This window comes from Alteromonas sp. ABH4_456 (assembly GCF_056160645.1).
In genome coordinates this window covers 191,419-208,275 of sequence record NZ_JBSWXO010000003.1, presented here as the reverse complement: position 1 = coordinate 208,275, position 16,857 = coordinate 191,419, and the positions used below count along the sequence as shown (strand labels likewise).

The following is a 16,857-nucleotide window of genomic DNA, read 5'->3' as shown; positions in this document are numbered from 1 at the left end:
TGTGACAGAGATAGCCCGCCCGTGCCTTGCAGCTGAGCTATCCTATTGTTTTTATTAAATTGTGTGCTTTAGTCAGGCAGCATCAGACTTTTTTGCTGATGTAACCTTAGTGTTTTTTGAATCTTTTTGACGGCTGTTTACCGGCTCAACTTTTTTCTGTTTTTCGTACAGGAAGGTGAGTACTTCATGGCGGTAATGGTTGTATTCGGGGTTATCTGCCAGCACCAGACGATCCCGTGGTCTTGGCAAATTAATATCCAGAATTTCGCCAACCGTTGCAGCCGGACCGTTGGTCATCATGACGATGCGGTCAGACAACAAAACGGCTTCATCCACGTCATGGGTAATCATGATGACGGTATTGCCAAGGTCAGCATGAATGTCCATCAGTGAATCCTGCAAATGGGCACGGGTCAGTGCATCAAGGGCACCGAAGGGTTCGTCCATGAGCAGTACTTTGGGCTCCATAGCCAGTGCGCGGGCAATACCAACACGCTGTTTCATCCCGCCGGAAATTTCCGAAGGCAGCTTGTCGATCGCATGGGTCATATGCACCAGCTCAAGGTTGTGCATAACCCAGTCTTTGATTTCGGCTTTAGACTTACCACGCAGAGTTTGCTTAACAGCAAGCTCTACGTTTTTGTAAACGGTCAGCCAGGGCAGCAAAGAATGATTCTGGAATACTACCGCCCGCTCCGGACCGGGCTCTTTAACTTCTGCGTTGTCCAGAATGACACCGCCGGAAGTTGCCTGATGTAAACCGGCAACGATGTTCAGTACGGTGGACTTACCACACCCTGAGTGGCCGATTAATGATACGAATTCGCCTTTGCTGATTTTCAGGTTTACGTCCCGTAAAGCAGTGAACGGGCCTTTCGGGGTAGGAAAATCGATACCTACCTGCGTCAGTTCAAGATGTTTTGCAGTCATATCTGTTTCTCCTGATTAGCGTAATACGCTGTTTTTGTCCCAGCTCACCATGCGCTGAAACATCAGCATGATGCGGTCCAGTACGAAGCCGATGGCACCGATAGTCAGTACAGCAACCATAATACGGGCCAGTGATTCTGAGCTGCCGTTCTGGAACTCATCCCACACGAACTTACCCAGCCCCGGGTTTTGTGCCAGCATTTCTGCAGCAATCAATACCATCCAGCCAATACCCAGCGACAAGCGCAAACCGGTAAAGATCATCGGAATTGAGGCAGGTAAAACAATTTTAGTCAGGTGCGTAGGCGGCTTAAGACGCAGTACCCGGCTTACATTCACCAGGTCTTTGTCGATGTTAGATACACCCACAGCCGTATTGATCAGTGTTGGCCACAAACAGCACAGTGATACCGTGAATGCAGAAGTGACAAATGACTTGGAAAACATCGGGTCGTCTGACACATAAAGGGCACTGACTACCATCGTTACCAATGGCAGCCAGGCCAACGGAGACACGGGTTTGAAAAGCTGGATAAGTGGGTTAATCGCGGTATAAGCAGACTTGCTTAGTCCGCACATTATCCCTACCGGTACAGCGATGAGCGACGCAATAAAAAAGCCGACCATAACGGTGTACAAGCTTGTCCAGATTTGATTAAAGAAGGTTGGTGCGCCGGTAAAAGGACGAATTTTCGGTACATAGTCCGGGTCCTTTGCTGCCCGCGCTGCATTACGTTCTTCCTGACGCTCGTAGAATGCGTCAGCCTTTTCCCGTTGCGCATTGTGTTCGTCCATGAGAGTCAGCGCCTGTGTCCATACCTGTGCCGGACCAGGGAACTGGCCCAGTGACGTATCGATGGTTTTTGCTACCCCGTTCCAGACGGCGAGGAAAAGCAGTAAACCAATGACTGGCAACAACAATGCTTGCAGGTTTGATAATATGACCTTGCCCATATTGCCTTCTTTTAATCCAATGGATGTGACTAATGACGCTGACTTGCTCATGTTCGTCTCCCGTATGCGTAATTAAAGTACGGTGTCGCCTTTCAGGCCGATACCAAAGCTTTCCAGATAAGCATTGGGCTTAGTACCGTCGTACGTTACGCCGTCAATGAATTCTGATTGAGGTGGTTTAAAACCAGATTCTGAGTCGAAATCAGGGAAGTCTGCAGCTTTAGCTTTGCCTTCCGCGATTAGCGCTTTAGCAGCGACAGCGTAGATGTCAGGACGGTAAACTTTCTTCGCCATGTCCATATACCAGCTGTCAGGTTTCGCTTCAGAGATCTGACCCCAACGACGCATTTGTGTTAAATACCAGATTGCATCGCTGTAGTACGGGTAAGTAGCGTTGTAGCGGAAGAATACGTTGAAATCAGGTACCTCACGCTTATCGCCTTTTTCGTATTCAAATGTACCGGTCATGCTGTTTGCCAGTACCGCTTCGTCTGCACCGACATAAGAAGGTTTAGAGAGAATTTTTACCGCTTCAGGACGGTTAGCGTTGTTATTTTCATCCAGCCACATCGCAGCACGGATCATCGCTTTTACGACTCGAAGGTGCGTGTTCGGGTATTTTTCGGCCCATTCGTTGCTGACACCGAATACTTTTTCCGGGTTGTTTTTCCAGATTTCATAGTCGGTAATAACCGGTACACCAATGCCTTTAAACACAGCTTGCTGGTTCCACGGCTCACCTACGCAATAGCCGTAAATGGTGCCCGCTTCCATGGTAGCCGGCATTTGCGGCGGAGGTGTCACAGACAGCAGTGCCTGAGCATCAATCTGACCGGATGTGTCACCTTTGTGCGGTGCATAGAAGCCCGGGTGAATACCGCCGGCCGCCAGCCAGTAACGCAGCTCGTAGTTGTGGGTGGATACCGGGAATACCATGCCCATATTGAAAGGTTTGCCCGCTTCACGGTAACTGTCGACTACCGGCTTCAGATAATCCGCTTTAATCGGGTGAACAGGTTGACCGTTTTCCTGAGGGATGTGCTTTTCCATCTCCTTCCAGATGTCGTTGGAGACGGTGATACCGTTACCGTTTAAGTCCATGCTGAACGCAGTAATGATGTGCGCTTCAGTACCGAAACCGATGGTTGCCCCCAAAGGCTGTCCGGCCAGCATATGTGCACCGTCCAGCTGACCGTCAATGACACGGTCGAGCAGAACCTTCCAGTTTGCCTGCGCTTCCAGCGTGACATACAAACCTTCGTCTTCGAAGAAACCTTTCTCATAAGCAATAGCCAGAGGTGCCATATCAGTCAGTTTGATAAAGCCGAATTTAAGTTCTTCTTTCTCGGGCCAGTCAATTTCCTGTGCTGTAACAGCTGAGACGCTTGCGCCTGCCATTATCAACGACAGAGCCAGCGTAGATGCCAGCGCTTTTACTTTCTTTGTCAGACCAAATAACGGTTTTGACGCTTTCATGTGGGTTCCTCGTTGCCAAAAAAAAACCCACCACCTTAGCGAATGACCGCTAAGGTGGTGGGCTTCGTTGCCGCACTCCAAATCACTTTGAAGCATGAATAAGTTGTGAGCGCGTTACTATTAATGTTCTTTTAATAAGCAGTAACTTTCGCAAATTGGTATTGCATCAGGTATGCCAAAAATTAAAAGACATTAATATCAGTCACTTAGAAGAATCCAGCATTAGGAACAGTAAAGGCTGTTTCAAATTTGTGCACAAAAAGCGCGCATTGCGCTCAATTGGGATGCAAATAGAAACCCGCCGACGTGTATCATTAGGGTGCAAATAAACATTAAATTAACAAAAAAGGCAGTTAAACTGCCTGATTTGCGCCATAAAATGCAGAATATTGCCGGTAACGGCAAGATGAAGAATTTAGCCTTACAAAGACTGAGTGAAAGGTAAAGCTTGCTTGTCTCTGTTTTGCCAGAGAGTAACAGCCTGCTTCGCGGCTTCCTCTGATGATAAGGAATCTGTCAGCATCAGATAGCTCACAAGTGTCGCATGAACGGCCTGCTCACCATATTGATGCTGAATATCGCCGCGCCAGAAAGCCAGCATATCAGCAAAGTCCATATCCCTGTCTTTCATGGCCCACTTTTCCGTAAAAGCAGGTAACACCGCTGTTTCTGTTTCGCCTTTACGGATAATAAACAAATCCGTAGGCCTTTCACTATTCACTTCCGGATCGCCACCATCTCCCCGGAAACACAATGAATCCCACGCAGTGAAGGCTTCATTGACGTGCCGGTGTTTATGATCAAGATGCATATGATAAACACCCTGCACACAATACGGGGCTACCGTAGGATTCAGTAACCGCGCCAACGTATTCGCACAGGAACGCAGCGCAAAGACTTCGCGGAGCTTTATCAGAGTATTTAGCGGCGGCAGAACCACGCCTAAATCCAGATAGCTGGCATTGAAGCTGTCCAGTTGAGACTTCGCTTCGCTGATTGATGTCACAGCCTGCAAGCCCAGCGTTGGCAGCACGTGGCTGGCATATAAGCGACCGGAACCGGGTTCATGGGCACCGTGCAGAAAAACCCGTTTGCCTGTTTTTGCCAGCAAAGCTGCAGATAAAAGGTACCAGGGCAACTGGCGTCTTTTACCGGCATAACAACCAATGTCTACGTCAGGTTTGAGTGTGGCTAAATCTTGCGGGATAAGTTGATGGCATGCCTGAACAAAGCCAATGACTTCTTCGGGAGTTTCTTCACGGGTACGGAGCAACATTAAAAATGCGCCCCTTTGATCACCGGTCACTTCGCCGGCCAGCAGCATTCTCATCGCGGTGAATGCTTCTTCTCGGGTCAGACTACGGCTGCCTTTCTGACCCTTTCCTATTATTTTGATGTACTGACTAAATTCCTGCGACATGGGTTACCTGCTGAAGCAGTGCTGTGGAGACCTGTTGGCGAGACTTTACCACCTCTCCGAAGATCAACAAAGCAGGACCTTGCAGGTTCGCCGACGTTACCTGTTCAGCGATAGAAGAAACAGTGCCGGTGATCACTTGCTGGTTGGGAGTGCAAGCGTTTTCAATCACCGCCACCGGAAGGGTTTCACGAATACCGGCATCCACCAGCTCAGACGTGATTTTGCTCAACCGGGACAATCCCATGTACACCACAACAGTTTGACGCTGCATGGTATCTGCAAGCGTTGCCCAGTCGGGCATCTGGTTTTTATCTTTAAAACTGGCGGTGGTTAATGTTACCGACTGCGCGCAGTTGCGCTCTGTCAAAGGAATGCCGGTATAAGCCGAAGCCCCTGAAGCGGCAGTGATCCCGGGCACAATGGCAAACGGAATGTCAGCGGCTTCCAGCGCAGCGGTTTCTTCACAGGTACGGGCAAAAACTGCCGGATCCCCGCCTTTTAGCCGCACCACATTTAATCCTGACTGCGCCAGCTCAACCACCCGCTTGCAAATGTCATCCTGCACCATAGAGTGCTTGCCTGCCCGTTTGCCAACGAATTCTGTTTTCACATGACGGGGAATTTCTGCAATGACAGATTCATCCACCAGCCAGTCAAACAACACCACATCGGCCTGCTGCAGGCACTTCCATGCTTTGATGGTCAGCAACTCTGCATCGCCCGGGCCGGCGCCGACAATAAACACCCGTCCCTGTTTTTTCTCACCCGTCAGGTTTGCCGGCGTCACTGGTTGCATGACACGGTGACGTTGCTGACCGGTCATCAGCTTACGATAGAACATTTGCGGCAGTTTTGCGATGGCTGAATTAATCATGGAGAATCACCTCAGGTGTAACTGCTTTTGCAGTTTGAGTAGAAGAATAACTGTCGAGCATCTTTTGCAGTTCCGGTTTGCAGGAACCGCAGTTAGTACCGCATTTAAGTTCATTGCCCAGTCCGTCGACAGAGGAGCAACCTGCCTGTATGGCAGTTTCAATGGTTTTTTCACGAACGGAGAAACAACTACATACCAGTTTTCCGTTGAGGAACGCTTCATCAGGTGTACCGCGCAACAGATTAGCAAGCAACTCAGAAGAGATGTCGTCATGTTGCAGACAACTGTCCAGCCACTCATCAGATAACGCCCGGTAGCTCTGTTCCAGCCATAAACCGAAAACAAAACGATTCTCACTGGTTGCGATGACCGTCAGACCTTTTTCATGCTGACGGGTAACAAGCAACCAGTGCGCGGGAAGCACGCTTTTCAAATTGCTGAACAGACTCCCGGTGTCGTTGTTGCAGGCGATGCGGAAGGCCGTGCCGCCGTCGGTGGTGGTTTTAGCCCAGTAATCAAAAGCCGGAGACAGAGCCGCTGCCAAATCAGCGTCGCTGATAATCATTTGTCCGTGTAAATTAAAACTGACTGCAGCAACACTCACCGCGCCCTGTTTCAGTTCAGGCTGTCCGGATAAGGGGTCGTGGGCGCCATTAAATAACGCCCCAAGTGTCAGGTTAGAGCCCCAGGTAGCAGACCAGTGAATAGGCGCAAAACAATTGCCTTTACGCAGCTGTTTGTCTTCAATCACAGGTAAAATAACCGGCTCACCGGTATTGCAGGCGCTGTTCACAGCAACCAGTTCCTGTGCTGACAGTCCAAGCGTTTTTATGTCTTCAGGGTGCAAAGACAGTTGAGAATACGGTGCATGCTTGAGTAATTTCCCTGCTTTACCGGTACGGGTCATGGTATGCCACTGGTCACGACTGCGACCGGTATTAAGTACAAACGGAAATGCTGTTGTGGTTTGCTGTTCGGGCAACCGGGGGGAAATCGCGATAAAACGGGCTTTTTTATCTGCGGTAAAAAATGCGCCATCAGCAAACAAGCGCGTCGCGCCGGCTACTGTTTTTTCCGGCACCGGCCATTGCACAGGACGGAAGTTATCGTATTCCGCAATTGTTAAGCCGCTAAGACCGCCCAAATCCAAAGCGCGGTTGCCGTGATTCTCAAAAGCGGTCAGGCGGGCATGTTCATCGAAGATTTCAGCTGGGTGCTGGTAATCAAAATGTTCTGCAAACCCCATTTTTGCTGCCACAGCACATAAAGCCTGCCAGTCATGTCTGGAATCACCTGCCGGTTTCAGTAAACCGCGCTGGCGTGAAATACGTCTTTCTGAATTGGTTACTGTACCGTTTTTTTCTGACCAGCCGGATGCCGGCAGCGCAATATGAGCAAACTTCAGAGTATCGTTTTTGGTCACCATGTCTGATACCACAACCATATCGCATTTGCTCAGTGCCGCTTCGACTTCACAGCGGTTTGGCATGCTCACCACAGGGTTAGTGGCCATGATCCAGACAAACTTCACTTTGCCTTCATTAATCCGCTTAAACAGATCAACCGCTTTTAACCCCGGCTTTTCAGCCATACGGGGCGACTGCCAGAAACGTTGCACCCGATCACGGTGCTGCGCGTTATCAATATCCATGTGAGCAGCCAGCATATTCGCCAGTCCGCCAACTTCGCGGCCGCCCATGGCATTAGGTTGTCCGGTAATGGAGAACGGTCCGCTGCCTGTTTTGCCAATTTTGCCTGTCGCCAGATGGCAGTTGATAATGGCATTACCTTTATCTACACCACTGGTGGACTGATTGATACCCATAGAGAAAAAGGTAATGGCTCGTTGACGTTCGAGGAACAGCGTGAACAGTGCCAGTATATCGTGCTCCGGCACGTCACATTCTTCAGCCACACGGCTCAGCGAATATTCTGCCGCACTGGACAGTGCCGCCTCAAAACCACTGGTTGAAGCGGCAATAAAATCAGTATCCAGGCCACCGTTTTGTGCCAGAAAATGCAGCAGACCGTTAAACAGCACTGCATCAGTGCCTGGTTTTAACGGAATGTGTAAATCGGCCAGCGTGGATGTATCTGTTGCCCGCGGGTCAACCACAACCACTTTCATATCCGGATTTTGTCGTTTTGCCCGCTCCATACGCTGGAACAGCACCGGATGTGTCCAGGCAGCGTTGCTGCCTGTAAGGATGAGCAAATCCGTCTGCTCCAGGTCTTCGTAGTTGCACGGTACGATATCTTCCCCGAAAGCGCGTTTATACGCGGCAACCGCAGAAGACATACAAAGTCGTGAGTTGGTGTCGATGTTCGCGCTGCCAACATACCCCTTCATAAACTTATTGGCGACGTAGTAGTCTTCAGTGAGCAGTTGTCCTGAAACATACAGCGCCACAGCATCCGGGCCATGCTCATCAATCACATGTTGCATTTTTTCAGCAATGGCGCTGGTTGCAGTGTCCCAGGATACCGGCTTGCCGCCCATCTGAGGCTGAGTCAGGCGGCCATTAAGATCATTGGTTTCAAGCAGGTTGGTGCCTTTTACACATAATCTGCCGAAGTTGGCCGGATGTTCAGGCGTACCGGTAAGGGCTTTAAGCGTTGTTTTATTGCCTGCTGTTTCCAGCGTGATGTCCACACCACAACCAACGCCACAGTAAGGGCACGTTGTCTGCGCAAGCGTTGGTGTCCTGGCAACACTCTTAGGGGCAGACTGTACTGAAATTACTGTGGCGCGGGCGTGATTCATGGTAGTTACCTGTGCTTTTAATGTTGGTCAGCAGACCTTCTAAACCGGAGTCTTACAGTGCAACCTGTACGCGGCCGTCTTCAAGACGGACATCGTATACAGACAGGCTGACTGCTTCATTCTCGACACATTTCCCCGTCACCAGAGAGTAATGCTCTTTATACAAAGGAGAGGCAATCACAGCTTCACCTTTAACGGAACCGACAATGCCGCGGTACATCACATTGGCTTTACCTACAGGGTCCCAGTTTGAGACTGCATAAAGGTTGGTACCGCCGGCTGTGTTCAGGGCGAAGATCGCAACCTGTTGTTCGTCAATCAGGGCGCACACGCCACTGTTGGCAACCAGGTCACTTTGTTCACAGATGTCGTGCCAGCGCGGCATGATTTCTACAGATGCTTGCATGATATTGTCTCCTTAAACCAGCTCTACCGGAATACGCGATGTACCCGCAATTTTCTCTGCCTCTGTGGCAGGGCGGATCTGACCACGCTCGTCTACAAACTGAATGTTTGAATCGCTTTCTTTACTGTTCACAAACTGACGGAAACGCTTACGTGATTCAGGCGACTCCAGTGTGGTTTTCCATTCGCACTGATAAGCATCAACCACAGCCTGCATCTGATCTTCCAGCTCCTGACAAATACCCAGTGCATCATCAATCACGACAGATTTAAGATAATCGAGTCCGCCTTCCAGGTTTTCCATCCACACAGATGTACGCTGTAATCTGTCAGCAGTTTTTACATAGAACATCAGTACACGGTCGATATATTTCACCAGCGTTTCATCATCAATATCGGTGGCGAATAAATCTGCGTGACGGGGCTTCATACCGCCGTTACCGCACACATACAGGTTCCAGCCTTTTTCCGTTGCAATTACACCAATGTCTTTGCCCTGTGCTTCTGCACATTCACGGGTACAACCTGATACTGCAAACTTGATTTTGTGAGGTGCACGCAGGCCTTTGTAACGATTTTCCAGATCAATAGCCTGACCTACAGAGTCCTGTACACCGTACCGGCACCAGGTGCTGCCCACACAGGATTTAACCGTACGCAGTGCTTTGGCGTAGGCGTGACCGGTTTCAAAACCACCGTCGACCAGTTCCTGCCAGATATCAGGTAACTGCTCTACACGGGCACCGAATAAATCGATACGTTGTCCACCGGTAATTTTTGTATACAGACCATATTTCTTCGCCACTTCACCAATCAGGATAAGACCTTCCGGGGTGATTTCACCGCCGGGTACACGGGGTACAATGGAATAAGTCCCGTCTTTTTGCATGTTACCCAGGTAGGTATCGTTGGTGTCCTGCAGCGGCAAATTAGTTTGCGTAAGAATGTAGTCATTCCATACTGAAGCCAGAATAGAGCCCACTGCCGGCTTACATACGTCACAGCCCAAACCGGTACCGTGCTTTTCAAGCAGTGCATCGAAGCTTCGGATCCCTTCCACTTTTACCATGTGGTAAAGCTCCTGGCGGGTAAAGTTGAAGTGCTCACAAATAGCCTTCGACACTTCCACACCACGTTTCTCAAGCTCGCTGTCCACCACATTTTTAAGGAGTGCCGCACAACCACCGCACCCCGTTGCCGCTTTGGTCGCTGACTTCACGTCGCCAACACTGCAGCAACCGCCGTCGATGGCTGCCGAAATATCGCATTTCGCCACGTTGTGACAGGAACAGATAGTCGCCGTATCCGGCAGCGCATCAGCGCCCAGAGCAGGCTTGTCTGACGATGAAGGCAGAATAAGCGATTCAGCGTGCTCAGGCAGTTCAATGCCGTTTAACGCATATTGCAATAAGGTATCGTAATCACTGGTATCACCTACCAGCACAGCACCGATAACCTGCTTTTGAGCCGCATCAACCACCAGCTTTTTGTAAACACCGTCTGGCTGGTTGTGATAGGTATAGCTCAGTGCGCCCGGGGTTCTGGCATGTGCATCACCGATAGAACCAACTTCTACGCCCATAAGTTTAAGTTTGGTACTCATGTCAGCACCGGCAAACTCACCTTCTTTACCGGCGATGTTTGCTGCAACCGCACGGGCCATGGTGTAGCCCGGCGCAACCAGACCAAAAATACGGTTGTCCCATAACGCACATTCACCGATCGCATAGATGTCGGGGTCAGATGTCTGGCACTGATTGTTAATGACAATACCACCACGTTCGCCTACTGCCAGCTCCGCTGACCGGCCCAGAGCATCCGACGGGCGTATACCGGCAGAGAATAAAATCATGTCGGTTTCTAAGTGTGAGCCGTCGGCAAACACCATGCGGTAGCGGCTTTGTTCACCGGCCTCAATCACCTGGGTAGCTTTTTGTGTATGTACTGTTACGCCCAAATCTTCAATTTTAGTGCGCAGCAGATCACCGCCCTGCCCGTCCAGCTGAACGGCCATCAATTGAGGCGCAAACTCAACCACATGTGTTTCTACACCGGCTTGTTTCAGTGCGTTTGCTGCCTCAAGACCCAGCAATCCTCCGCCTACTACCACGCCAGTTTTACTGACGGCAGCAGAGGCTTCGATGGCCTGAAGATCTTCAATGGTTCGATAGACCAGACAATGAGGCTGGTCGTTACCCGGAATAGGTGGAACAAACGGAAATGAACCGGTTGCCATCACCAGCACATCATAATCAAAGGTGTCAGTTTTGGTGCTGACGGTTTTGTTCTTACGGTCAATGCTTTCGACCCGGGCATTCAGCTTAAAGTCAACGTCCCACTTGGTATAAGTTTCTTCATCTGTCATGGCCAGATCGGCTGCCGTTGCACCGGTAAACCACGAAGAGAGATAAACACGGTCATATGCCAGACGGTTTTCGCCACTTAACACTGTAATGTCACAGGGGTACTCACTGGCGACCAGTTGTTCAACAAAGTGGTGACCAACCATCCCGTTACCGATAACGAGTACTTTTGGATGTGTTGTTGATGTTGTCATTGTTTAACCCTTTCTTTGAGCCATAAAAAAAGCCCACACTCAGATAAACTGAACATGGGCTTCTTTGCCTGATACGCACTTAACGTGCACAAATTGTTTCCTTACACAGCATCAGGCTCTTGCCGGCCTTTAACTTCACGCTATGTGGATATCTACGTGATATCACTTACGGTTATGTATTGGATATAGCAGGTATGATGCCAGTTTGAGCAATGTCTACAGATCAATAAGTTAGCTTAAACTGCGCGATTCAGATGCGTATTCTGCTTCCGGAAACACGCACCTTAACACTGCAATTGCACTATTTTAGTGCCAGCCTTGTCCTGACCGGCAACCTCTGGCGCAACTAACCGGCTTAACCTAATTTATCCGTTGCTACCCGATAACGAGGGTCTTCATTGACATTAATTTCAACAAACTTATCGGCTTTTGTAAGCAGGCCACGACACTCAGAACTGATATGCCGGATGTGCAGCTTTTTACCCTGCTCTTCGTATTTACCGGCCAGACTGTCCAGCGCATCGATGCCGGAAGAGTCCCAGATGCGGCTGTTATTAAAATCGATCACCACGTCATTCGGGTCATTAGCTACATCAAACATCTCTTTAAAGTGATGAATCGAACCAAAGAAAACCGGTCCGCGCAGCTCATAAACCTTCCAGCCATCGTCATCGATGTGGGTTTTCGCTTCAATGTAGCGGGCTGCTTTCCAGGCAAATACCAGTGCCGACACAATCACACCAACAACAACAGCAATGGCGAGGTCAGAGATAACGGTTACCGCTGTTACCAGGAACAGCACGAATGCATCTTCCTTATTCACACCACGGATTATGCGGAACGATGCCCATTCGAAGGTACCGATTACTACCACGAACATAACGCCTACCAGTGCAGCAAGGGGAATCATTTCAATCAGCGGCGCTGCAAACAGGATAAAGCCCAGCAGCACTACCGCTGCAGTAATCCCTGACAAACGGCCACGGCCACCGGAGTTGATGTTGATCATCGACTGCCCAATCATGGCACAACCGCCCATACCACCAAAGAAACCGTTCACGGTGTTCGCCACACCCTGACCAATACATTCTTTGTTTCCGCGACCACGGGTATCCGTCATCTCATCGATAAGCGTGAGAGTTAACAGTGATTCAATTAAACCAACCAGGCATAAAATGACTGAAGTTGGCAGGATAATCATCAGCGTATCCCAGGTGAACGGCACCATAGGGATAGAGAATGTTGGCAGCTCACCGGCCAATGTGGCCGTGGCTTTTTGATCTGCCGGTAGTAAATCACGGACAAAATCGATAACGGTTCGGGCTTCTAAATCAAGACCATGTACCAGCAGCGTAATGGTGACGATAGCCACCAGCGAGGCTGGAACAGCCTTTGTCAGCTTAGGCAACAGATAGATGATTGCCATTGTCAGCCCGACCAGGCTCAGCATGATGTAAAGCATGGTGCCCTGCATCCATTCCAGTGAGCCCGGCGCATTTTGCACTTTAAACTGACCTAACTGGGCAAGGAATATAACGATAGCCAGGCCATTTACAAAGCCCAGCATCACCGGATAGGGTACCAGCCGGATGAACTTACCCAGACGGAATACCCCACACAAAATTTGCAGCAAACCTGCCAGCACCACAGCAGCAAAAAGATATTGCACGCCATGCTCAGCAACCAGTGCCACCATTACAACGGCCATTGCCCCTGTTGCGCCGGAAATCATGCCCGGACGACCACCGATGGCAGACGTAATGAGGCCCATCATAAAGGCCGCATACAAACCAATCATAGGTTCTACACCGGCAACAAAGGCAAATGCCACAGCTTCAGGTACTAAAGCCAGTGCGACAGTAATGCCAGACAGCACGTCGTTTTTAACATTGCTGTCTTTGCTATTAATCAAATCAAACATGGGTGTCCAATTATTCAGTACATGGTTAAAAAACGGTCGGCGATTCTATCACCATCGTCCTCCAAAGTCCTTTAACAGAATGTTAAAACCGGCTGTCACGTTGTCAGTGTGCGCTGCCAGAAAAAGGTACAGCGGCTCTGTAAGGGTTACAGTAACCTTCAATTAATGTAAGGCAGAGAATTTGCAGCCAAATTACATACAGCTCTTTCATGGCAAGGGCTGCAGCACAAAGTATAGCTGACGGCATAAGGACTGCATTCGGGATTAGTTCGGGGAAGCCGCGGACAGAGTGGGAATTCACATTTAAAACCGTCAGCCGCATGGATGCGGCTGCCGAGCGCCCAGGGATGGGTTTACCGCGAGTTTTAAATGTGAATTCCCTTTCTGGCCAGAAAGGCTTCCCGTCACTGTTCCCGAAAAAGGAGAAATTATGCCTATTGTAAAAACTGGTTCTGCGCACTATAAGCCGCTGGGTAAAGAAGGCAAAGGTCATGTGAGCACCGGAAGTGGTGCCTTGACAGATCAGCCTTACGGCTTTAATACACGTTTTGAAGACAAGAGCGGTACCAATCCTGAGGAACTGATCGCTGCTGCTCACAGCAGTTGCTATGCCATGGCGTTGTCGTTTGCGTTATCAGACGCAGGTTATCAAAACGGCGATTTGAAAGTCGATGCTGAGGTCACACTGGAAAAAGACGGTGATGGCTTTACCGTAACGAAATCTGCATTAACCCTTGAAGCCAAAGTAGACGGGATTGATGAAGACAAATTTGCAGATATCGCAAAGGGCGCAAAAGAAAACTGCCCGATCTCTAAATTGCTGAACGCCAAAATCACCCTCGATTACACCTTACAAAGCTAACCTGCCGGCAAGCAAATGAAACCACGGACGGTTTCAGCAATTGCATTTGGCGGGCGACCTGTCAAACTGTGCGTTTTTGCTAAGCTAATACGGAGCTCCCTTGATTGCATATCTTCTGGCAGGTGTAGCCATTGTTGTCGCCTTTATCGTGAACTGGTTCATGCCGAGGCCATTCTGGCGCGCCACGCTTACCTCAGCACTTTCCATTTTCATCGTTACATCTGTGGGGTTAATGTACCTGCCACTCGGCGTGGAAGCAGAGCCTGATGAAGTTCGCCGCTGGGTATTCTCGATTTTGCCCTTGCTTGGTTTTTTCGCAATTCTGATTTCAGTATTCGTAGGCTGGTTTCTTTACGTGGTACGTAAATAATTTAATTTCAAAATATCCTTTTAAAGGCATGACGCGGCACCATTCAGTTTCATGATGCCGTCTCGCCCTTAGTTACGACTTCGGTCAGTAGGTTTTATACGGCAGGAATTTACCTGACATCACCACTTTCACACGGTCGCCTTTAGGATCAGGTTCACGGGTTAAGTCCATTTCAAAATCAATGGCACTCATAATACCGTCGCCAAACTCTTCGTGAATAAGCTCTTTCAGTGTGGTGCCGTACACATTCACCAGTTCGTACCAGCGGTAAATTAACGGATCAGTCGGAACAGCCGTTGGCAGAGAGCCTTTATAAGGTGCAATCTGTAACCAGGCGACGGCTTCTTCTGATAACCCGAATAATTCACCGGTGGCTTCAGCCTGCGCTTTGGTCATTGCCATCTGGCCCAGGCATGCTGCAGTACTCCATTCTTTTGACTCGCCAATCACTTCTGCGGCCTGTGACCATTTAATGCCTTTAGTGACTTTTGCGCTCATAATCATTGCGGTGACTTGCTGTCTGTCAGTAATCATAGTGGGCTCCACGGGTTAGATAAGTGAAAATCGTTCCAGTAACAGAACAAGAATAAGACAAAGGAGTAAACCGCTGACTCCCTGCCAGAAAGCAACGGGATTACGCTCCAGTAAGGGCGGTCTCTCGCTGCTGAGAAATTTTGCATCGGGATGTCTCAGGGCATACACAAACTCTGAAAGTGCGTCATAGCGCTTGAGCGGATTGGGATGCAGTGCTTTTCTTAGCGTGTGATCAAGCCAGAAGGGAATGCTCCGGTTCGGATCTAACACGCTTTCATATTTCAATTTATGCTGTGATGTCACGCTTCTGCATTTGGCAACCTGCGTGCCATAGGGGAAGCGGCCACTAAGCAAATAGTAGGTCAGCACCGCCAGCGAAAACTGCTCAGACTGTTCACTGCCACCCTGACCAAGAAAATACTCCGGTGCTGCATAAATAGCTGTACCGGGAATATCATCATTATCACCGGTAAATTCATTGATACCGGCAACAGAAGCCCCACCTAAATCCACCAGTGTGATGTGATGGTTGATATCAATCATGATATTTTCAGGTCTGATATCACGGTGGAGAACATCTTTGCGATGCAATGCCATCAATCCCCTGGCGACCTGCTCAATGATCATGCGGACAGTTTCCAGATCCGGCTGCGGGTTATCATTCAGCCACTGGGCCAGTGTTTGTCCCGGCACAAAATCTGTCACGGTATACAATGCTGTTTTGGCAGCCTGCTGATCGGGGGCGCTCACCACATGCTGGCTGTGAATTCGCCTTGCTATCCACTCTTCCATCCTGAATGCTTCAAGATGTGCCAGTTCATGTGCCATTTCCACAGAAGGCACTTTCAGCACCACCTGGCTGCCATCTGCTGTGTTCTGAGCCAGGTAAACGTGGCTGCGGGCACTGTGATAGATGTTGCGAACAATTTTAAACTGATCGAGAAAATCCCCGCTTTGCAGGACACCGGGAATGGGTAATTCTTCCTCTTCAGACCCGGCGGCACTGGTATGGGCTGCTGGCAGGGTATTTACCCTGACTATCTGAGCTGTCAGGTTATCGTTACTGCCTCTGGCAAAGGCCATTTCCACCAGGCTCTTCGCTGCCTCATCCGGATCATGCTCATATTCAGTCACTACACTGCAGAGGCTGGCCTCATCGATAAACTCATACACACCGTCGGTGAGCAGAAGAAAGCAGTCCTGCTCTTTCAGAGAGCGGCTGTCTTTATCCAGTTGCAATGATTCATTAATGCCCATGGCATTGGACAAATAGTGCTTTTCACCATTTATCATCTGACGGTGGTCGCGGGTAAGTTGCTCCAGCACCCTGCCCCGCAGCCGGTACACTCTGGCGTCCCCCAGATGAAATATATGTACACGCTGGTGTTTAAAAATCAGTGCACTGAATGTGCAAACGTAACCTTTGTCCGGTTCGCCGGCATAGGGACTGTTGCGACTCTGGCCGAGTAACCAGCGGTTTATTGCTGTAATAACTTGCGTAGCCGCACGGGGGACCGTCCAGGTGTCTGAGGTACAAAAATAATCTTCGAGAAACTGTTTAACACATACCTGACTGGCAATGTGACTCACTGAACTGGTACTGATACCGTCTGCCAGTGCCACCGCAGCGCCTTTAAATGTGAGCAAATCACCTTCGGGAAGCCTGAAACCATAACTGTCCTGGTTCAGCGGCTTTTCCCCTGCACTGGAATATTGTCCGATGGATAAACTAAGCATATTGAAGCAGCTCAGTGAGAGGTTTGAATTGAGCCTGCCGGACATTGCCCGGC

General features: G+C 49.6%; 13 protein-coding genes. 2 read left to right on the top strand and 11 right to left on the bottom strand.

The window, feature by feature from the left end; genetic code table 11:
- Window positions 1-72 precede the first annotated feature (72 nt).
- The 9 genes from ACXAG2_RS06260 to ACXAG2_RS06220 all read right to left on the bottom strand — a co-directional run bounded on the left by ACXAG2_RS06260 (window position 73) and on the right by ACXAG2_RS06220 (window position 13,301).
- Complete coding sequence (locus ACXAG2_RS06260) at window positions 73-930, bottom strand: ABC transporter ATP-binding protein (protein WP_474865232.1); 858 nt, start codon at window positions 928-930, stop codon at window positions 73-75.
- A 15-nt stretch (window positions 931-945) separates the two neighbouring features.
- Window positions 946-1,935: an ABC transporter permease gene (locus tag ACXAG2_RS06255; protein ID WP_474865230.1), complete on the bottom strand. Its 990-nt coding sequence runs from the start codon at window positions 1,933-1,935 to the stop codon at window positions 946-948.
- 21 nt (window positions 1,936-1,956) lie between these two features.
- Window positions 1,957-3,282, bottom strand: coding sequence for a CmpA/NrtA family ABC transporter substrate-binding protein (locus ACXAG2_RS06250; protein WP_442858449.1), 1,326 nt, complete (start codon window positions 3,280-3,282; stop codon window positions 1,957-1,959).
- A gap of 499 nt (window positions 3,283-3,781) precedes the next feature.
- The gene (locus ACXAG2_RS06245) at window positions 3,782-4,780 is read right to left on the bottom strand and encodes a glycosyl transferase family protein (protein ID WP_474865228.1); all 999 of its coding nucleotides are present in this window, start codon (window positions 4,778-4,780) and stop codon (window positions 3,782-3,784) included.
- Complete coding sequence (gene cobA, locus ACXAG2_RS06240) at window positions 4,764-5,654, bottom strand: uroporphyrinogen-III C-methyltransferase (RefSeq protein ID WP_474865226.1); 891 nt, start codon at window positions 5,652-5,654, stop codon at window positions 4,764-4,766. Before cobA ends, ACXAG2_RS06245 begins: the two co-directional genes overlap by 17 nt.
- On the bottom strand, window positions 5,647-8,418 hold the full coding sequence (locus ACXAG2_RS06235; protein WP_474865224.1) for a nitrate reductase: 2,772 nt from the start codon (window positions 8,416-8,418) through the stop codon (window positions 5,647-5,649). Before ACXAG2_RS06235 ends, cobA begins: the two co-directional genes overlap by 8 nt.
- Window positions 8,419-8,470: 52 nt before the next feature.
- The gene (nirD, locus tag ACXAG2_RS06230; protein ID WP_119500057.1) at window positions 8,471-8,824 is read right to left on the bottom strand and encodes a nitrite reductase small subunit NirD; all 354 of its coding nucleotides are present in this window, start codon (window positions 8,822-8,824) and stop codon (window positions 8,471-8,473) included.
- A 12-nt stretch (window positions 8,825-8,836) separates the two neighbouring features.
- Window positions 8,837-11,380 (bottom strand): nitrite reductase large subunit NirB, encoded by a 2,544-nt coding sequence (gene nirB / locus ACXAG2_RS06225; RefSeq protein ID WP_474865222.1) that lies wholly within the window; start codon window positions 11,378-11,380, stop codon window positions 8,837-8,839.
- A gap of 355 nt (window positions 11,381-11,735) precedes the next feature.
- Entirely contained in the window at window positions 11,736-13,301 is a 1,566-nt protein-coding gene (locus tag ACXAG2_RS06220) for a SulP family inorganic anion transporter (protein WP_474865220.1), read from the bottom strand.
- A gap of 430 nt (window positions 13,302-13,731) precedes the next feature.
- Here ACXAG2_RS06220 and ACXAG2_RS06215 point away from each other — a divergent pair, with 430 nt between their 5' ends.
- Both ACXAG2_RS06215 and ACXAG2_RS06210 read left to right on the top strand, forming a co-directional pair.
- Window positions 13,732-14,163, top strand: a complete 432-nt coding sequence (locus ACXAG2_RS06215; RefSeq protein WP_474865218.1) for an OsmC family protein — start codon at window positions 13,732-13,734, stop codon at window positions 14,161-14,163.
- 100 nt (window positions 14,164-14,263) lie between these two features.
- The gene (locus tag ACXAG2_RS06210; protein WP_474845103.1) at window positions 14,264-14,533 is read left to right on the top strand and encodes a hypothetical protein; all 270 of its coding nucleotides are present in this window, start codon (window positions 14,264-14,266) and stop codon (window positions 14,531-14,533) included.
- A gap of 84 nt (window positions 14,534-14,617) precedes the next feature.
- Here ACXAG2_RS06210 and cynS read toward each other — a convergent pair whose 3' ends face one another.
- A complete protein-coding gene (gene cynS, locus ACXAG2_RS06205) occupies window positions 14,618-15,067 on the bottom strand; it encodes a cyanase (protein WP_474845105.1) in 450 nt (149 codons plus the stop codon).
- 15 nt (window positions 15,068-15,082) lie between these two features.
- Complete coding sequence (locus tag ACXAG2_RS06200) at window positions 15,083-16,804, bottom strand: bifunctional protein-serine/threonine kinase/phosphatase (RefSeq protein WP_474865216.1); 1,722 nt, start codon at window positions 16,802-16,804, stop codon at window positions 15,083-15,085.
- Window positions 16,805-16,857: the final 53 nt, after the last annotated feature.